This window comes from Streptomyces adustus, from assembly GCF_009377175.1.
GTDB classification, from domain to species: Bacteria; Actinomycetota; Actinomycetes; order Streptomycetales; family Streptomycetaceae; genus Streptomyces; species Streptomyces adustus.
Map to the genome: position 1 here is coordinate 1 of NZ_VJZD01000189.1, position 18,590 is coordinate 18,590.

General features: G+C 69.6%; 18 protein-coding genes. 10 read left to right on the top strand and 8 right to left on the bottom strand.

Annotated elements, in window-relative coordinates:
* The first annotated feature begins 61 nt into the window (after positions 1 to 61).
* The gene (locus tag FNH09_RS33480) at positions 62 to 1,204 is read left to right on the top strand and encodes a DUF3103 family protein (protein ID WP_338017760.1); all 1,143 of its coding nucleotides are present in this window, start codon (positions 62 to 64) and stop codon (positions 1,202 to 1,204) included.
* Positions 1,205 to 1,392: 188 nt separating this feature from the next.
* Here FNH09_RS33480 and FNH09_RS49935 read toward each other — a convergent pair whose 3' ends face one another.
* The 3 genes from FNH09_RS49935 to FNH09_RS33490 are packed head-to-tail and all read right to left on the bottom strand — an operon-like array spanning position 1,393 to position 2,631.
* Entirely contained in the window at positions 1,393 to 1,596 is a 204-nt protein-coding gene (locus tag FNH09_RS49935) for a hypothetical protein (RefSeq protein ID WP_202919802.1), read from the bottom strand.
* A complete protein-coding gene (locus FNH09_RS49940) occupies positions 1,593 to 1,814 on the bottom strand; it encodes a hypothetical protein (RefSeq protein WP_202919803.1) in 222 nt (73 codons plus the stop codon). Before FNH09_RS49940 ends, FNH09_RS49935 begins: the two co-directional genes overlap by 4 nt.
* 25 nt (positions 1,815 to 1,839) lie before the next feature.
* Positions 1,840 to 2,631 carry an SDR family NAD(P)-dependent oxidoreductase gene (locus FNH09_RS33490; protein ID WP_238427265.1) on the bottom strand — a complete coding sequence of 264 codons (792 nt, stop codon included), beginning with the start codon at positions 2,629 to 2,631 and terminating at the stop codon, positions 1,840 to 1,842.
* Here FNH09_RS33490 and FNH09_RS33495 point away from each other — a divergent pair.
* The 5 genes from FNH09_RS33495 (at position 2,624) to FNH09_RS33515 (ending at position 10,775) form a co-directional block, all read left to right on the top strand.
* Complete coding sequence (locus FNH09_RS33495) at positions 2,624 to 2,983, top strand: winged helix-turn-helix transcriptional regulator (protein WP_152893662.1); 360 nt, start codon at positions 2,624 to 2,626, stop codon at positions 2,981 to 2,983. The genes FNH09_RS33490 and FNH09_RS33495 overlap by 8 nt on opposite strands.
* 184 nt (positions 2,984 to 3,167) lie before the next feature.
* Positions 3,168 to 3,983: a hypothetical protein gene (locus FNH09_RS33500; RefSeq protein WP_152893663.1), complete on the top strand. Its 816-nt coding sequence runs from the start codon at positions 3,168 to 3,170 to the stop codon at positions 3,981 to 3,983.
* Complete coding sequence (locus tag FNH09_RS33505) at positions 3,983 to 6,232, top strand: bifunctional serine/threonine-protein kinase/ABC transporter substrate-binding protein (protein ID WP_152893664.1); 2,250 nt, start codon at positions 3,983 to 3,985, stop codon at positions 6,230 to 6,232. Before FNH09_RS33500 ends, FNH09_RS33505 begins: the two co-directional genes overlap by 1 nt.
* Complete coding sequence (locus FNH09_RS47250; RefSeq protein WP_162469482.1) at positions 6,232 to 8,514, top strand: bifunctional serine/threonine-protein kinase/ABC transporter substrate-binding protein; 2,283 nt, start codon at positions 6,232 to 6,234, stop codon at positions 8,512 to 8,514. Before FNH09_RS33505 ends, FNH09_RS47250 begins: the two co-directional genes overlap by 1 nt.
* A gap of 272 nt (positions 8,515 to 8,786) precedes the next feature.
* Positions 8,787 to 10,775, top strand: a complete 1,989-nt coding sequence (locus tag FNH09_RS33515; RefSeq protein WP_238427266.1) for a fibronectin type III domain-containing protein — start codon at positions 8,787 to 8,789, stop codon at positions 10,773 to 10,775.
* Between the two features lie 63 nt (positions 10,776 to 10,838).
* On the opposite strand, the gene FNH09_RS49945 is transcribed toward FNH09_RS33515, so the two are convergent.
* Positions 10,839 to 12,338: a barstar family protein gene (locus tag FNH09_RS49945; RefSeq protein ID WP_338017761.1), complete on the bottom strand. Its 1,500-nt coding sequence runs from the start codon at positions 12,336 to 12,338 to the stop codon at positions 10,839 to 10,841.
* A gap of 570 nt (positions 12,339 to 12,908) precedes the next feature.
* On the opposite strand from FNH09_RS49945, the gene FNH09_RS33525 reads away from it, so the two are divergent.
* Entirely contained in the window at positions 12,909 to 13,445 is a 537-nt protein-coding gene (locus FNH09_RS33525; RefSeq protein WP_338017762.1) for a 2'-5' RNA ligase family protein, read from the top strand.
* 127 nt (positions 13,446 to 13,572) lie between these two features.
* Here the strand turns inward: FNH09_RS33525 and FNH09_RS33530 are convergent, their stop codons facing one another.
* On the bottom strand, positions 13,573 to 14,220 hold the full coding sequence (locus FNH09_RS33530) for an HAD-IA family hydrolase (protein ID WP_152893666.1): 648 nt from the start codon (positions 14,218 to 14,220) through the stop codon (positions 13,573 to 13,575).
* A gap of 352 nt (positions 14,221 to 14,572) precedes the next feature.
* On the opposite strand from FNH09_RS33530, the gene FNH09_RS33535 reads away from it, so the two are divergent.
* Positions 14,573 to 14,929 (top strand): hypothetical protein, encoded by a 357-nt coding sequence (locus FNH09_RS33535; protein ID WP_152893667.1) that lies wholly within the window; start codon positions 14,573 to 14,575, stop codon positions 14,927 to 14,929.
* Entirely contained in the window at positions 14,929 to 15,162 is a 234-nt protein-coding gene (locus tag FNH09_RS33540; protein ID WP_152893668.1) for a hypothetical protein, read from the top strand. The genes FNH09_RS33535 and FNH09_RS33540 overlap by 1 nt, the downstream gene beginning before the upstream one ends.
* Before the next feature lie 56 nt (positions 15,163 to 15,218).
* Here FNH09_RS33540 and FNH09_RS33545 read toward each other — a convergent pair whose 3' ends face one another.
* On the bottom strand, positions 15,219 to 15,776 hold the full coding sequence (locus FNH09_RS33545; protein ID WP_152893669.1) for a DUF3291 domain-containing protein: 558 nt from the start codon (positions 15,774 to 15,776) through the stop codon (positions 15,219 to 15,221).
* A 562-nt stretch (positions 15,777 to 16,338) separates the two neighbouring features.
* Between FNH09_RS33545 and FNH09_RS33550 the strand changes: the two genes are divergently transcribed.
* Positions 16,339 to 16,806, top strand: a complete 468-nt coding sequence (locus FNH09_RS33550) for a hypothetical protein (protein ID WP_152893670.1) — start codon at positions 16,339 to 16,341, stop codon at positions 16,804 to 16,806.
* Positions 16,807 to 16,867: 61 nt separating this feature from the next.
* Here the strand turns inward: FNH09_RS33550 and FNH09_RS33555 are convergent, their stop codons facing one another.
* Complete coding sequence (locus FNH09_RS33555; protein WP_152893671.1) at positions 16,868 to 18,031, bottom strand: hypothetical protein; 1,164 nt, start codon at positions 18,029 to 18,031, stop codon at positions 16,868 to 16,870.
* Positions 18,032 to 18,356: 325 nt separating this feature from the next.
* The coding region (locus FNH09_RS49070) for a hypothetical protein (protein WP_238427267.1) at positions 18,357 to 18,590 on the bottom strand (234 nt) is incomplete at its 5' end.

Here is an 18,590-nt window from a genome sequence, read left to right on the forward strand (position 1 = left end):
ACCCCACAGACAGCCGCCCGTCCCCCACGGTGCGGCGAGCACAGACAACCCAAGGAGCAAGGTGAACAGAGCAAGCATGCGGCGCGGCGCCCTCATCGGCGTCGTGCTGAGCGCGGTCATCGGCGGCAGCGTCCAGCCGGCCATCGCCTCTGCGGCAGCCGACACGGACAGCCGGGCCACGGCCCAGCGCAAGTCCCCGGTCCGTGACATCGAGAAGCAGATCGCCCGGTCGCTGGCCACGTCGCTGACGAACTCGCAGTGGCGGGCGCAGATGCGCACGGCCGCGCTCGGCACCGACGAGGTGGACCTGCACGCCCTGGCCGGCAAGTCCGCAACACCCGCAGGGCGGAACCTGACCGCCACGGTCTCCGCCGCCGACCGGCGTCTTGCGGACCTGAAGGGACTGCCCGCCTCGACAGGCTCGCTGCTGCGCGTACGCCTGGGCGCGCCCTCGATGCGTGCGCACCTGAAGTCCGACACCACCCCGTGGGTGGCCGTCGCGGCGACCGACGACAACGCCAAGACCCTCACGGCCTACGACAACCAGGGCCGCGCCCACGCCGTGGACACCGCCCACGTGCCCGACCGCCCCCTGTACGTGCTGGACATCGACGTCGCCAAGGCCCACCGGGCCGGACTCGCGGTCCTGGACGCGGCGTTGGCCGCCAAGGGCCTCGGCGCGCAGGCCGGCCCCGCGAAGGCGCAGGCCGCGGGCGGCTGGTGGGCCACCAAGGTCGACGCCATCGAGGTGAACGACGACCAGGAGCCCTGGTTCAAGGGTGCCGCCGAGATGTTCTCCCTGGTCACCGGCTTCGGCCTGGACGGCAAGGCACGCGTCGACTCGGTGGACATGCCGTACCTGGACTACGACGGCACCACCTACTACCCGAACCAGATCCTGGTCAACTGGTCGAACTACAAGTACAACCTGGCCGATGTCGTCATGATGGAGGACGACGACGGCACCAACTACCGCGCGCTGGCGACGGCCATCACCACAGCCCTGCTCACCATCACCGACCAGGGCACTTACATCCCCCTGGTGAACGCGGTCCTCAGCGCCATCCCCGACAGCTGGTTCACCGACGACCCCGACTACGTCGAGTCGTGGTACACCCTCGCCAAGAACTCCTCGGGCCGCCTCAACGGCGCGTCCGGCAACGGCTGGATGACAGTCGAGCCGTACTTCGTCGAGGAGCTGTGACGCCGCCCGCCCACGAACACGGCTGACCAGCGTCTGACCATCCGCTCGAAACCCATCACACCATGACCGCCTGACCACTACGGCCGGGACCGCCCGGAGGCCTGCGTCTACCACAGGCCTCCGGGCACGCCCGGGGCAGACCCAGGACGGTGCCCCCGTGACGATGGCGGCCCCTGCGGTGGGGCGGGTCAGCGACCGGGGGCTCGCTGCGTGATCTCCTGGAGCACCCAGCCGTTGCCGTCCGGGTCACTGGAGGTGGCGCAGGAGCCGTAGCCGGCACGCTCGGGGTGCAGGCCGTTGATCGGCGCCTGGCCCTGGCCGTTGTGGACGACATCGCCGCAGTCGTGCCCGTGGAAGAAGACGCCCTTGTCGTCGTGGAAGACCTCGCTCACGTCGATGCCACGGTCGACCAGCTGCGCGCGCGGGCCTGTTCGATGTCCGTGACGATGAGGTACGGCCCCTGGGCCGAGCCGGGCAGGGCTGTGGTCAGGCCCGTACCGAAGATGATCGAGGCCTCGGACCCGGGGCGGGCCGCGGGCGCCGAGGTGGCGACCCGCGGATGGCGCAGCGCCGCGGCCCGCACCGCGTCGGTCGATGAGCGCTGCCACACACGGCTTGAGGGACACCGTTGCCGATCAGGCGGACCGGTGGCGGGCGCCGCCCTCGATGTGGATCGTCTCGCCGGAGACAAAGCCCGCGCGCAGCAGCCACATCACCGTGTCGACGACGTCGTCGACCTCGCCGTGGCGTCCGACGAAGGTCCCCTCCGCGCTCTTGCTCAACAAGGCGGTCTTCTTGTCGCCGAGGCGATCCCACGCGCCCGAGTCCACGACACCGGGCGAGACGGCATTGACCCGTACCGGCGCCAGATCCGCCGCCAGGTGGCGCGCCGCGTACTCGACCGCACCGTTCGTGACGCCCTTGACGAGTGATCCCCGTCCAGGACGCCAGCCGACCACACCGGAGAACAGCACCATGGAACCGGTCGGCCGCAGGACCGGCGCGAAGTGCTTGGCCACCAGCATCGGGCCGATCACCTTCGCCGTGAACGCGGCCAGCAGCTTGTCGCGATCCAGCTCGGTGGCGCGAACGTCGTGCGGCGCCGAACCGGTCGTCACGATGTGGTCGATTCCGTCCTTCAGCAACTGCGCCGCGGCCGCGAGCGTCGACTCGTCCTGCAGATCGACCCGCACTGCCGTGGCGCCGATCTCGCTCGCCAGCACCTCGGCCGCGGCCAGATCGCGGGCTCCGACGACGACGTCGTACCCATCCTTCACCGCACGCCTCGCGACGGCCGCGCCCAGCGCCCGTGCGCCTCCGATGACCAGGATCCGTTCCATGTGTCGCACTCCCTCTCGTAGGATCATGGACCACGGTATGGATTTGATACCGGTATCTTCAACGAAACTGGGAGCGGCGATGGGCAAGGCGTACAACGTGATGGCAGCGACCTGCCCGAGCCGTACGGTGCTGCACCGCATCGGCGCCCGCTGGACCGTGTTCGTCGTCAACGCCCTCGACGAAGGGCCGCGCCGTTTCAGCGAGTTGAAGGGGCACATCCGGGGCATTACTCCGAAGGTCCTGACCGAGACCCTGCGCTCCCTCGAAGCCGACGGTCTGGTCAGCCGCCACGATTACGAGGAGAACCCGCCCCGCGTCGAGTACGCCCTGACGCCGCTGGGCCGCTCGCTGCTCGTCCCGCTTCGCGCCGTACGGCTCTGGGCCGAAGAGCACGTCCCGGACATCGAGGCGGCCCGATCCCGCCAGTCGGCCCTCTGATCCGTACGCCCCCACCCAGGCCGCACCGGGCGTGGTCTCCGTCATCGTCTGTTCGTGCAACCGCCCGCCCTCTCCCCGCGTCGGTCAGTACGATCATCGAATGCGGGCGTGGGCTCGTGACCGTTGGGGGGCGGGGATGGACGACGACGAAAACGCCGTTACGCACAGGGGGACTTGGCCGTGGATGGGGGTCGCGGCCTCGGTCGCCGCATCAGCCTTGGTGCTCGGCGGCTGCGGTTCCGGGGACGACGGCAAGGCAGCCGCGCCGAGCTCCTCGGCACCTTCGAGATCCGCGACCGCGTCCGGCTCCGCCTCGGGCGCCGAGTCCGCGGGCTCCTCCAAGAGTGACGCCCCGTCGCTGACACCGTTCCAGGCGGACCCGGCCAAGGTGCCCAGGACCAAGGGCCGGGCCGAGGCCCTGGCCGCGGCCGTGGCGTTGCAACCGCAGGGGTGGGGCGCGGACTTCCGGGCGCAGCGGCCTGCCGTGAGCGCTCCGGCCACCGTCGCCGTGTTGGACGGGCAGTGCCTGTGGGAGCGGCACGAGCTGCCCCGCAATGTCCTGGCCTCCCTCTCCCGCTACAGCGAGCTTCCCGCCGCAGGCGGCAAGGGCGAGGTCAAGGTGAGCGCGGCGGTCACCGTGCACACCACCGTCCGTGGCGCCGACGAGCAACTGGCCACCACCCTGGAGGAGCCGCTGCGGTGCCGGCAGCAGGAGGTCCGGACCGGCGAGTGGATCTACAAGCTCATTTCGACCGCCAGTCCCTACGGCCAGGGCAACAACAACTACGCCGACGACCAGGTCGTGGAAATCGGTAAATACCTCACCGGGAAGAACGAGCAGACCTACGGCTGGTTCGTCACCCGGCTCGGCACGGTGACCCTGTCGGTGTCGGTGAAGGGCGCGAAGGGCTACTCGGACAAGGAGCTGACCACGTACGCGTCGAACGCCAACGCCGCGATGCTCACCCGCCTGGAGTCCGAGCTCGGAGGAAACAGCTGATGGAGCCGCTGCGTTCGTCGGATCCCGCGCGTATCGCGGACCATCGCCTGCTCGGGCGGCTCGGCGCCGGAGGCATGGGTGTGGTGTATCTGGCGCGCTCGCCGGGCGGCTCGCTGGTGGCACTGAAGGTGCTGCTCGCCGAGTACGCGGAGGAGCCGGGCTTCAAGGAGCGTTTCCGCCGCGAGGTCGAGGTCGCCCGGCGGGTCGGCAGCCCCTGGGTGGTACCGCTGGTGGACGCCGACCCGAACTCCGAGGCTCCGTGGCTGGCGACCGCGTTCGTGCCCGGACCGTCGCTGGCCGAGGCGGTGACCGCGCACGGGCCGCTGTCCGAGCGCGGTCTGCGGTTGCTCGGCGCCCGGCTGGCCGAGGCACTGGGCGAGGTGCACCGGGCCGGGCTGGTCCACCGGGACCTGAAGCCGGGCAATGTGCTGCTCGCCCATGACGGGCCGCGGCTCATCGACTTCGGCATCGCCCGCGCGCCGGAGGACCGGACGCTCACGGCGACCGGGATCGTGGTCGGCACGCCCGGCTATCTGTCTCCCGAGCAGGCCGAGGGGCGGGGCGGGGACGGCCTGGGCCCGGCGAGCGACGTGTTCTCCCTCGGCTGTGTCCTGGCGTTCGCGGCGACCGGCCGGGCGCCGTTCGGCAGCGGAGCGGTCGACGCCCTGCTGTTCCGGGCCGTCCACGACCCGGCGGACCTCGAAGATGTACCGGCAGGGCTGCGCGGGGTGCTGGAGCGCTGCCTGGAGAAGGATCCCGCCCGGCGGCCGGACGCCGACGCGTTGGTGCGGGAGCTGACGGCCGACGGCGCCGCCCGCAGCGAAGGCACGTCCGAGGCCACACCGCAGGACGAAGAGACGGACGGGTGGCTGCCCGATCCGGTCACCCGGCTGATCGCCGAGCGCTCGGCCGCCGCGCTCGCGCTGCCGGACATCGAGCACACGCTCGCACCGTCCGACACGCCGGCCGCTTCCGACTCGGCCGAGCCCGACACGCGCGAGACGTCCGGGCCGGCACAGGCGGAGGACGCCCGCCTGGCCGGCCGACGGCGTTTCCTGCTGCTCGCCGGCGGGGCCGTGGCGCTGGCGGCGGGCGGGGGCGGCGCCTGGTGGGCGGCCGCCGGCGACGGCGGCCCGGGAAACGACAGCGCCAAGGCCGCCGCGTCCCCGCGTCGGCCGGTGCACACCTTCGCGCTGCACGGCGACCTCAGTGGCCCGCAGCGGGAGACGGGCCGGGCCCAGGAGCGCGGACTGCGGCTCGCGGTCGAGGAGTTCAACGCGCGCGGAGACGCCCCGTTCACCGTGAAGGTCAAGACGGTCGACGACGGGGGTGATCCGGTGGCCTCGGCGCGGCTCGCCGCACAGCTCACCGACGATCCGACGGTCCTCGGCGTGGTCGGCCCGACCACCGACGAGACCGCGCAGGCGGCGCTCGCGAAGTACGACGCCGGGCTGCTGCCGGTCGTCGGCGTGTCGCCCGGCGCGACCGGCCTGTCCGGCCAGGGGTTCCGCTCGTTCCTCAACGCACGGCTGCCCGACGCGGTGCTGCCGATCTATGCGGGCAACTACCTGCGCGGCACGGCGCGATCGCGCAAGATCGGAATCGTTGTCGACCGTCCGGCCGGCGCCTACGGCACGACGCTTTCCAGTTCCCTCGCCAACTACCTCAACAGCATGGGGTACCCGTCGGTGCCGGACGTGGTGAGCGCGATGCGCCACGACTTCGGCAGCGCGGTGGACACGGTGCGCTCCGCCGGCGCCGACTCCGTGTTCTTCGCCGGTCTGCCCGACCGAGCAGCGCTGATCGCCGCGACACTCCGGGAACGCGCCTTCACAGGGGCACGGGTGTCCGGCCCGGCGCTGCTGGACGAACAGTTCCTGAAGCAGGCGCGGGAAGGGGCCGAGGGCTGGGTGATGGTGGCCACGGTCGTCGACGCGACCCGCAAACCCGAGGCTCGGAAGTTCGCCGCCGCCTACCGCGCGCGCTTCGAGGAGGCGCCGCCCCGGTACGCGGCGGAGGCCTACGACGTGACCGGGATGCTGCTCAAGGCACTGGCCGGACTGCCGTCGAAGAGCCGCACCCGGCAGAACCTGCTCGCCGCCGTGCAGGGCGGGAAGTACACGGGCATCACCAAGTCGTTCGCCTTCGACGCGGTCGGCGCCACGGTCATCGACGGCACCGGCGGTTTCCTGTGGCGGGTGGCCGGGGGTGCCTTCGTGTACGACGGCCCCGCGCCGCTGACCGCCTGATGGAACCGCTGCGGGCCGGCGACCCGTCCCGGATCGGCCGCTACCGTCTGCTGCGGCGGCTGGGCGCCGGCGGCATGGGCGTGGTGTTCCTGGCCCGTGCGCCGGGCGGGGCGATCGCCGCGGTGAAGACGGTGCGGTCCTCGTACGCCGACGAGAGCGGCTTCCGGGCCCGTTTCCGCCGTGAGGTCGAGGCCGCCCGGCAGGTCGGCAGCCGCTGGGTGGTCCCGCTGCTGGACGCGGACGCCGAAGCGGAGACGCCGTGGCTGGCGACGTCGTACATACCGGGACCCTCGCTCGCCGAAGCGGTGGACACCTTCGGGCCGCTGTCGCCCGCTTCGGTACGGGTGCTGGGCGTGCGGCTCGCGCAGGCGCTGGACGCGGTGCACGGGGCCGGTCTCGTGCACCGCGACGTGAAGCCGGGGAACGTCCTCCTGGCGCCTGACGGGCCGCGGCTCATCGACTTCGGCATCGCCCGCGCACCGGAGGCCACCGCGCTCACCTCCAGCGGCGTGATCGTAGGCTCCCCCGGCTTTCTGTCGCCCGAGCAGGCACGGGCGCAGGGCGGCGAGATCGGCCCACCGAGCGACGTGTTCTCGCTGGGCTGCGTGCTGGCGTTCGCCGCGACCGGGGTACGGCCGTTCGGCGGCGGCGCGGCAGCGGGGGTGCTGCTGCGCACGGTCTACGAGGAGCCCGATCCGGCGTCGCTCCCGGACGCTCTGGCACCCCTGCTGAGCGCCTGCCTGCACAAGGATCCGGCCGACCGCCCGAGCCTCGCGCGACTGCGCGCCACGCTCACGGAGGGAACGGCAGCCGACCCCGCCGCACCGTCCGACTGGTTGCCCGCGTCGGTCACCCGGCTGATCAACGACAGGTCCGCATCCGTACTCACCATCGGCTCGATCGAGCCGACCCAGGTGTCGGCGTCCGCGCCGTCGGACACCGCGAGCACGCAAGGCACGGCGAGAACCGCTGGAACGGCGAGCACCGCTGGAACGGCGAGCACCGCGTCACCGGAAGCCGTGACGCTGACCGCCGTCACCGCCACCCGTCCCACCCCGCGCACGGTCGGGCGGCGCGGCTTCCTGCGCCTCGGCTCCACGGCGGGACTCCTCGCGGCGGGCGGTGGCGGGGCCTGGTGGTGGAGCTCCCGGGCGAAGCCGGGACCGCCCACACCGTCCGGCACCGGCCGGCCGCGCCCAGAGCTGGTCGTGGCGTTCCACGGCGACCTGACCGGCACCAGCAAGGAGAGCGGGAAGGCCCAGCTCGACGGCGCGCGCCTGGCCGTCGAACACATCGCTGCGGACAGCGGCCTCCCCTTCCGGCTGAAGCTGCGGACGTACGACGACGGCGGCGACACCCGGCGGGCCGAAGAGCTGGCGACTCGGCTGGCGAAGGACGCGAAGGTGCTCGCCGTACTGGGCCCCACGACCGACGCCTGCTTCAGCGCCACCGAGAGGACCTACACCGAGGCGGTGATGCCCGTCGTGTCCGTCTCGGTGGGCGTCGACACCCAGAATGCGTCGTTCGGTTCGAACATCTTCCACTGTCATGCGGCGCTGCACGTCACGTACGGGCTGCTCGCCGCCCCCTGCGTCCGCTACCTCAGCAACCACGTCGACGCCCGTCGCGTGTTCCTCGTGGACGACCGGGCGCAGGGCGACTTCGCCTGGACGGTGTGCGACCAGGTCGAACGGGCGCTGCGCCAGGGTGGCCGGGACGCCACGGCGACCCGTGTGGCCGCCGGGAGGATCGACTACGCGTCGCTCGCCGCCGAGGTGAGGTCCGCCCGCGCGGACGCGGTCGTCTTCACCGGCGACGCGGTCCGGGCCGCGGGGCTCGCGTCGGCGCTGACCGCCGCCCGGTTCACCGGAACCCGGATGGCGACGGAACGCGCTCTCGACGCAGGGTTCCTCCGGTCGGCCGGCGCCGCCGCGAAGGGCTGGGTCTTCGCCACCGGCTTCACCGACCCGACGGCCCGCGCCTCCGCCCGCGCGTTCACGGCCGCCTACCGCGCCCGCTTCGGCACCGCCCCCGGCCGGTACGCGGCGGAGGCCTACGACGCCGTGATGTTCCTGGCCCAGGCCTGCGACAAGGACGGCACCGCGCTGAGGGAACGGGGCGCGATCGCCCGCCGGATGCCGGAGGTCACGTATTCCGGCATCACCCGTACCGTCAAGTACGAGTCGGGGTACGGCTACAACCACGACGCGATGTTCGAGTTCCAGGTCGTCGGCGGCACGTTCCGGTACCTGGGGCAGTACCTGGAGGCCGCGGGGTCCTGACGCGCATGGCCCGGACATCCGCAGGCAGTCCGAATGACGCGCGGGTGCGAGAGGCTGCCTCCTCCACGACCACCGAACGCCCAGTAATCATTGCTGTGTCCGCTGCTGAACGGCTTGTGCGGCCTGACGCGCGCAAGGGCGTTGTGGCTGGTCCGCGCATGGTTGAGGGCTGACAGCGAACGCACAGACATGCGATCATCGCAGCGGTGCTCCCCCCATGGCCCGGCGCCACCCTCCACGCCCCCATGACCGAGAGCGATTCATCGATACCCATGCACCCGCGTCTCCGCGCTGCCTGCGCCACGTCCGCCACCACCCTCGCCGCGGCCACTGCGGGACTGGCCCTGCCGGCCACTGCCCACGCCGCCGTCACATGCGCGGACGGGGTGTGGAAGGCCACGTACCACCCGAATACCTCCTTCAGCGGCACGCCCAGGCTGACCACCTGCGACACCTCGATCAACGAGAACTACGGCACCGGCGACCCGGCCGGGGTCACACTGCCCAAGGACAACTTCAGCGTCCGTTGGCAGACCACCCGCAACTTCGGCTCCGGCGGACCCTTCACCTTCACCACCGCAGTCCGCGACGGCATCCGCGTCTATGTCGACGGCATCCGCAAGGTCGACCTCTGGAAGGACGTCTCCACGACCCGGACCAAAACCGTCAACGTCACCATTGCGGGCGGGCGTCACAGCATCCGCGTCGACTTCGTCGCCTGGACGGGCTCCGCCAACGTCAAGTTCGATTACGCGCCCCGCACCTCGGCGACCGTCGACACCGTCAAGCCCCTCGCCCCCACCGGCCTCTCGGCGTCCTACGACCCCACCACCGCCAAGGTCACCACCCGTTGGGCGAAGAGCCCCGAAATGGACCTGGCCGGCTATCGCGTCTACCGGCGCCTCGCCGGCGCCACGGCCTGGACCCGGATCGCCACGCCCACCACGACGTCCTTCACCGACAGCCCGCCTGCCACCGGTGCCGGATACCAGTACGTCGTACGCGCCGTGGACAAGGCCGGCAACGAATCCGGCAGCTCACTCGTCCAGTCGGTGACCACCACCGACAGGACACCGCCCTCCGCACCCACAGGGCTCACCGCCACGGACGGCCCGTCGGGCATCGCCGTGGCCTGGCAGCCGGTCACGGGTGCCGCGCGCTACTACCTCTACCGGGCGAGCCAGATCATGGACGACGACTCGGCCCCCGTCTACCGCCAGGTCGCCACAGTGACCGCCGCCTCCTGGACGGACACCACCGCCCGGGAGAACCTGTACCACCTGTACCGCGTCTCGGCCGTGGACGCGGCAGGCAACGTGTCCGCGCAATCGGCGGTCGGCAGCGTCGCCCGCGGCGACCACCCACCGCTCCCGCCGACCGGCCTCACCGCCTCGCCCGTGTCCGGCACCGGAATCGTGCTGAAGTGGAGCGCCTCGCCGAGCGAGGACGTCCATCACTACAAGGTGTACAGAAACGGCCGACTCGTGGAGGCCAACGCGCGCACGGCCACGTATACCGACCCGTACGTGCGCCACGACAAGAAGTACGACTACACGGTCACCGCCGTGGACCGTCAGTCCAACGAGTCGGTGTCGTCCGAAACGGCCTCCGCCGTAGCCCCGCGTGAAGGTCTGGCACCGGACCCCGTCGAGGGGCTGCGCGCCACCCCGTACGAGGACGGCGTCCTCATCCTGTGGCAGCCGAGCCAGAGCTGGGACGTCTCGAGATACCAGGTCTACAAGGGCGAGTACACGGCGGGCACCTGGACCTACTACCCGCTCCGGGAAGGGTGGTCCGAATACGACCAGGGTCTCTACTACTTCCACGAGACCCCCGCGGACGGTGAAACCGTGCGCTACGCCGTGCTAGCCATCGACGAGTCGGGCAACTCACGGTTCGACACGGGCGAGCCGTTCTCCTTCGTCACCGTGACCGAACGCGACCTGGCCACCCCCACGGTTCCGACGCCTCCCGGAGCGCCGCTGGAGCTCACCGCAAGGGCGATCAGCGAAGTGTCGGCGGAACTGACCTGGAGCTGTCTTGCCGAGGACTGCGCAGGCGCAACGGGATTCCACGTCTACCGCTGGGACGGACACACCTCGTCGTACACGCGACTGACGAGCACCCCTCTCGGCGCCAGTACCCGCTTCTACTCCGACTCGGGCGCTCCCTCGGGTATCGCGCACCACTACTGGGTCACTGCGGTCATGCCGGACGGCACCGAATCGGCCCCTGCCGCGGCCACGGACGCGGACAGCTGAGGGTCCGTCGCCGCGGCGGCGTCCGCGAGGACTACGTGGTCGTAGTCGCTCGGTGCCTGCGGGCTACCGGAGCACGACCGTGACTCCGCGCTGTTCGAGGAGTTGCAAGATCTCCTCGAAGTAGGAGAGCTGCCCGTGCGGATCCTCCACAACGTCCGCCAGTGCGCGGCGCGCGACTTCGGAGTCATGCCAGGTCAGGACAAAGGGCGGGACCACTCCGAAGCCACCGCACAGGCAGTCCTTGAAGGCGTTCCACTCCCGGCCGAAGTACCGGCCAGGTCCGAGCAAAGCCTCGGCGATCGCGCAGTGCAGACCGGGGACATCCGTGACGAACCGGCCGTCGAGGTGGTACTCGCCGCCAGAGCGGTCCGGTCGGGGCGCAGGCACGCGCCAGGCACGGGTCGTGAGGTCGAGCCAAACAGCCCTGCCCTGTGAGTCGTACGGCGCCCACCTGTTGGGTGCCGCCGGCGGGCCCTGGTACCACTCCGCCCAGATCGAGCGCGCCGCCGGCGATGGTCGATCGTCGCCGCCATCGGTGAGGGTTATGTCCTCCAGGCCATCGCCGAGCACGGACGGGCGTGCTCCGGTGACGGCCAGACCCACGGATCGCGAGGCCATCACCTGGCCATGGCGATCCAGCACCAGGAGATCGGCCCATCCTCGTGTCCACCGGCGTGGCCGCTGAGTCCCTACGAGCAGTGGCTCCGCAGCCTCGCAGCCGATCAGCTCCATCGGGACGGGGGCCGGCTCCGCTCGCGGCTTGAACAGGCCGTCCACGGCAGAGCATCGGCCTGCACTCGCGGCAGCGACCGTCGTGCCCGCGAAGAGCTCGAAGCGTGGTGTCGCAGGCAGTTCGAAGAAGCTCTCCTCGTTCCTGACGCCCGCACCGAGCACAATGTCGTACCGCGTCCGGTCGCCGGAGTGGCGTTGATGGGCCACCACGACCGCGTCGACGAGAGTCCACCACTGCACGGGCCGCTCGTCGTCCCAGACCTCGACGCATACGTCGCCCAGACCCCGAAACGAGACGCCGGGCTCGGCCAAGACCTCGCTCAGGACGCCGTCGGGAATGCAGCCCCGCAGGGTGAGGACCTCCCGTGGTGGCGGGACCGGATCGACGAACAGCCCTTCGACCCCGGCGCACCTCCCCCAGAGCTGTTCCACGCCATCCTCGTCCTCCTGGACCAGGAGGTACTTCACCGGGAAGCCCCGGTCCCACCCGGCGTGATCTGCGATGCGCACCCAACCCCCGAACACGTGAACAACCTTTGCGCCTACGATACGGACCCTCCCGGCCCGAGCCAGGAGGGCCGCGATCCGCCAACTCGACCCCCAGGCCCCGGCCCAGGGGTCGTCCTGCGTCCGCTGCTCCACCGCCTCCCGCTCCCGCCGCTCCGCGGCCGCGCGGCCGTCCGCGATCGTGGGGACGGAGGCGAGGGCCTCGGCCGGGCGGCCGTGGCTGATCAGCATGAGGACGTCATCCGGGTGCCCCTCGGCGTACGCGCCGGTGAGCCCCTCCGGGAGTTCGAGCTCTCGGCAGGGGCGACCGTCGTCGACGTACACGCCGAAGGCGGAGTAGTGCTCGGCGACGGCGAGGGCTCCCAGCTCCTCGATCAGGCCCTGCCGAGCGAGGAGTTTCGCCTAGGCCCTGTCGTCAAATACCCGTCTGTCCCACCCTCCGGGCGACGACGGGAATTTGACGACAGGGCCTAGCACTCCGGAAAGTTGACGGCGTGGCGTCGACCGGAGGCCATTTCGGTACGCAGGGTCTCGACGGCCTCGTCCGTACGCCCTGCGCGTTCCAGGACCTGGGCGATCAGGAGCAGAACCTCCCATCGGTCCAACCGGCCCGACGATTCGTTCCCCGCACGCTCCGCGACCCGCGTGAGCAGGCCAGGGCGAGAGCGCACGCCGGCGTGCGGCGCCGGTGGTCCGGCTGGCGCCCTCACGATGCTGTTCAAGCTCGTCGCATCCGCCCAGGACCTTGGCGTGCGATGACCGAAAGCCACCTCGTCTCCTTGGTCCGGGCCGGGCCGGGCCAGGTTCGAGACGGCGCCTTGGTCGAACGCAAGGAGGGCACCGCGGCATGAAATCCTGTGGCCAACCCGCCTCGAATTTCGAGATCATCCGACCGTGGCTGAGCATTCTGGACAGTACCGAGCAGGCCAGACAGCATTGCTGGCCACCGCGGAAGCGGTTGACCCGCTGGTCGAGCACTGGCGGCAGCGTTTCGACCCTTGCGCATCGGCCGGCATCCCTGCGCACGTCACCGTACTCTTCCCGTTCCTGGACTCGGATCGCATCAGCAGTGCCGTCATCGATGACCTGAGGACCCTGATCGGCGAGCATTCCCCTTTCGCTGTCCGCTTCGACGAGTTCCGGCGTTTCCCCGGTGTGCTCTACCTTGCGCCTGAACCCGAGCAGCCCCTCCGTGCGCTCACCGAAACGATCTGGGCGCGATGGCCCGAGGCACCTCCCTACGACGGGCAGTTCGCCGAGGTCATCCCACACCTGACCTTGGCCTCCAGCCAGCAGGTCCACGAACTCGACGAGGTGGAACGGGCATTGGCCACACAACTACCCGCGACCGCGACGATCTCGTCAGTGACCTTGTTCGAAAGTGACGGCAAGCACTGGTCACGGCGCGCGGACTTTCCGCTGCTCGGATAGCCGCCTCCGCGAACTGCTGACCCAACAGCCAGTCGAACCAAAGCTCTTGGCAAATGCTCCGTCAGAAACCAGATCAACGGCCGATTCCTGCCGTCTCGGCTCGGACGCGGGCACGCGCCGGGCAGGTTCAGGTCTGCCGGGCGGCCTCAAGAGGGTTGTCGAGTGAAGCCGCACCGGCCAGGTGAGCCGCGATACGGGCGAAAGTCTGCTCATTGTCCTCGAACAGGTGAGCCTGCATTCCTGCCGCACGGGCAGCCTCGACGTTCACGTTGCAGTCGTCGATGAAGAGACAGTCCCGCGACCGTACTTCCAGACGGGCACACGTCATTTCGAAGGCCCTCAGGTCGGGCTTGCAAACGCCGATTTCGTGGGAGTAGACGATCTGCTCGACCAGTTCGTCGAACTGGTAACTCGCTGTCTCCAGCTCACGGGCTCCCACAAAGCTGTTGCTGAGGATGCCGAGCCGACAGCGGGATCGCAGCCCTCGCACATACTGGATCAGCTCCACGTTGGGCGTCCCCAGATACTCTGCCCACAGATCGGCCATGAGGGACTCGACCTGCACGGCATCAAGGCCGAGCCGGGCACCGACCTGCGCCCGCACTTCTTTCTCGCTGATCGCTCCGACAGCCCCGGCTCGCCAGACATCGTCGAGCCGTCGGCCCGCGCTCCCAGCCGGCAGTCCCAGTCGCTCGTCCCATCGGTCCAGCCACCCGGTCCGGGGCGTGATCTCCAGAACTCCACCGATGTCGAGAATGACGCAGCGCGATTCCATACAGAGTCTCCTCATCCCGTCTCCGCCCAGGCCGGGCCGACCGGGTCCGCCGACCCGGCTGCCCTGCACACCGTCGGCCTTCCCCTTCGGGCAAGGTCAAGGTTGTGAGGCTGTCGCGGTGGACGACGGACTCCTCCCGGTTCGAAAGCGCTCACCTACCCGCCCCAGAGTCATACGCCCTGCCGGATCCAGGTCAACAACATTCCTGGGATGCCCTGTTGGCGCACTAAGATCTGTCAGCCGGGCAACCAGGGGGAAACGTGGACATCGCTGCAGGCGGCACCGTCGGGCTCGCGCGCACGAAGCGACGCATGTACGAGCACCTGCTCGAACGCCAGGAGAAGCTCGATCGGTGAAGGCGTTCGCCTCCGCCTCCACCGGCCGGGCGATCCGGGGGTTGCACGGGGCAGCGGCCCGAAGCGCCGCGCTCGCGTGGCTGGGCGGCGGAGCTCAGGCCGCGGGCGGTGGCGGGCAGGCGGCGGGGGCAGCGCGGCTGTCCGCGATGGGCGTGGCTTCGGCCAAGACTGCGGCCAAGGCTTCGGCGGCAGCCGTCTCGCAGTGGCAAAAGGGCAGAGTCAGGCGTGGCCAGGACGAGTTGGTGCGGGATGTGGAGCAGCGCGAGAGGAAGTTGAGCGAGGCAGAGGCCGCCGCGCCTGCGCAGTACGAGCTCCACGGGGATACGCGGCGCTTCTACAGGAACTTCGGGTAGTGCTGGTGGGACGACTGCCGTCGGTCACGGCGCTGGTCGAAGCGTGCGACGACTTTGCCCTCTACGACTGTGCTGGGCGGGCGGAGGTGACGGCGACGGTTGATCTCGTAGGTCTCGCGGTCATCGTCATGAACTGCCCGGTCACTGACGTGAATGGACGAAGAGCGGAGGAATCCGGTCAGGTCGTCGCCGACGCCGGGGCCCGACTGCGGGCGATGGAAACCGAGTCGTGAGTGCTGTTGCGCCGCCAGCAGCCCCGGCTGTGAACCGAGTCGTTCAGGCTTGCTTGTCAGTGAACCTGGTCGCTCTTCGGCCCGATGCCTTTGATCCTGGCCGGAGTTCCGTCTGGGCCGAATGACTGGTGGAAGGTGAAGGCGTGCGGCACGGAGCCGTGGTCGTGGAGGTGCTCCAGCCGGGAAACGCCGTCCCGCCAGGTGGGGGTCACGTCGTCAGAGACCCACCATGACACGTAATTTGGCTGCCTTGTCCTCTCGAACCAGTCGGAACGCCTGTTCAGCGCCTCACGGTGCAGACCGGTATAGACGGCGTCGAAGGCGGAGCGCAGGTCGGTCCAGAGTGAGAGGGTCGCGGCCAAGGCGGTGGTTTCCTGCGTACGGCCCTTGCCGTACCAGATCGGTACAGCGAACTCTCCCCATGCACCCCAGTCCGCCTCGAAGAGTTCGCCCTGGTCACCATCTGCCGCCTCAGCACGCGCGAGGTATCCGGGGTGCTGACTGATCTTCCGGTAGACGGCCTCACCTGTGTCGTAGAACTCGCGCGTCAGAGGTGCGGGATCGGCGAGAGGTGACTTCAGGACACCGAATGTGTACAGAGCAAGGCGGGGCATGTGTCTCTCCCTGGTTGAGGCTGCGTGGCGAGAACCCGGTTCGGTGGCTTACGCAGAGGCGAAGGCTCATTGGGCGTGACCGACTCATCCCGCCACAACTGGCCCAGCCCGAAGGAACCTCTGTGCGACGGTGGGCGACCACCGGCGACCACCGGCGACCACCGGCGACCACCGGCGACCAAATGAACGTAGCTGCCTCTGCGAGCCTTGTCGAAGTTGCAATTTCCCTGTCCAAGTGGCCTCTTGCACAGGCCCTTTCGGGAACTGAGGCGGTGGCGCTGCCCGTCTCCGCGGAAGTCCGCATCGGCCCATCACATGCCGAGAAGCGGCATCGACAGTCCCGCTCAAGCCGGTGTGCCGGGGCCACGCCAGCGGCGTTGTCGGCGTCGACCGGGTGGGATGACCGAGCGGACGTCGCACCCGCTTCACCGATGCCCGCCGCCTGAAGGCGTACATCGACGCCTTCCCCATCACCAGGGGCTCCAGAGCCATGCAGCATCAGAACGTTTGATCGATAGCATCGCGTCGCGACGATGCAGTGGCCTGATGAGGTGGGGAAGTCATGAGCGACGACGTCTTGTCGATCATTCCGAGTGATCCGCAGTGGCAGCCGGATCGTGATGCCGTTGATCGCGTCGTCGCGCTCGTCGAGGACCTGACTCCGGAAATTGCCGACGGCGTAGACGTGGAGATCGACGTGACGTGGCACGACGTGGTGACCGCCGTCGACTGTGGGGAGAACCTGGAGAGAATCGGTTGCCCCTTGTGTCAGGCGGCCATCGATACGGAGTGGTGGGGCGACCTCCTGGAGGCGAACTGCGACGACGGTTTCACCACCCTCGTGATCGAGGTCCCGTGCTGCGGAGGATCAACCACCCTGGACGCCCTGGAATACGACTGGCCCTGTGGATTCGCCCGTTTCGAGATCGCCATCTGGAACCCTGCACGCTCCTGCTTCAGCGACGACGAGTTGACGGCCCTGGCGGACCGACTGGGTCATCCGGTGAAACAGATCCGGGCCCATATCTGAACCCCGCAGCTCAGCCGATTGCCTGTTGCTCGGCGATGGCCCCGCACAGCGGGGCCGCGCCTCACCCGGAAGCGTCCGCACCCACTGGTTCAGCTGCCGCGGCCGGCAGCGATCGCCACCAGTTCAGGAGACACCCTCTGACGATGTATCCGAAGGTATGCAGGTGCATGGGCAGGTCCCGGGCCATCCAGGCGGAGTTCCCGGCAGCAACAGCCCGCACTGGAGGCCGCTCGTCAAGAGCGGCCCCGCTCGTCATGGGCGGATGGCACATCGGTTGCGGGAAGGGCACACCCGCGTGGAGTCTTTCCGATCGGTACCTGTAGACCAGTTTGATGGCCTTCTTCAGCCCGGCCCACTCCCAGTCGACCTGCGCGTACTCTTCGGGCCGGATCACCGGAGGGTCAGGTCGGTACTTGTCCATGCAGGACATGAACCGCGTGGTGGCCTTCACGATGGAAACGAGCTGCTCCGCTACGCCCTCCAGGTGCGTGTCACCCCCTGCTTCGAGCAGTTGCCCCGCCAGGGCGGGCATCTCTTGCCGGAGCAGCTCGGCAGGGGCTACGTCCTTGAGTGCCTCCCGGCCGGCGATGACTTCCACCGCTGAGACCAAGAGCAGCCAGGCCAGTTCTGGATCCGTATCGGCTACCCACAGGGCGTCCCTGAACTGGCGGGCCGCACGGACAAGGGTGACGGCGTCCTCTCTGCCCAGTGCGAGGTATCGGTTCATCCAGTCGGCCAACGGCTCGACAGGAAACTGCTGCGGGGTGGGGTAGATGGGGTGTGCGACTGCCGTCCAGTCGGGCACGCGATGTGCGTAGAACCCAGGCGAGCCCCGGTCGTCCGGCTCTGCCGTGAAGCTCCGGACGGGACCTCCGGAGCGCAGGCGTACTCCTGCTACGAGGGAGATGAGGCAGGCGATCTCGTCGTCGAGGGAGAGGTTCAACCAGCCTTCGGTGTCCGTCTTGTCCATCGGCTGCACGTCGAAGACGGGACTGTGGTCGTCGAGGTAGACCGCGACGACCGGGGCCAGGCGCCCGTTCTCAGGCTGTCCCAGGCAGTTGGTCAGCACGTACGGAGGGCATGCCGCCTCTAGGCCGCCGGTTGCGCCGCTGTCGGAGTAGAGCAGGTACTCGGATCCACCGATGCGAGGGCATCCTCGGTCCACGAAGTGGCGGGCGTTCCAGCTCCACGGCGCCGAGACGTTGAATTCCTCTGGTTCACTCATGCCCTCAAGGTTGACTGTGCCGCCCGGCCAGACAACGGATTTCCAGAGCCCCTGTGTCAGCCGGGTCGGACCATCGTGCCGAAGCGCTGGAGCAAAACAGCCCCCTCAGCAGCGCCCCGGCCACCTGCCCTTCTGGGTCCTGGGCGAGCAGCGGCAGCAACGTCGCCTCCGCGCCCGTCAGCCTTTCCCCCGAAGGGGCTACCCGCGCCAGGGGTGCGGTCACCTGTGCACCGGACACGGCGTCCACCATCCAGGTCCCAGGACCTCCCTGCCCGTCCCGCGAGCAGCAGGCAGGGGGACCAGAAGCCTTCGTATCGGGTGGAGGTCATCCGTTGCCTGCCATGCTCTTTGGCATCATGCCTGCATGGATCTTGACCTTGTTCCTCCTGCCGGGGTGGGCCCTCTGCAGATCGGTATGCCTGAGCAAGCGGCTACTGACCTTTGCGGCGTGATGTCGTTGGGGGCTGACGATGTGTGATCGTTGCGGTATGCCGGTGGTGTGAGGTATCCGCAGGGTGGTGGGCTGACGCCTGAACGGCAGGCGTTTCGTGAGCGGATC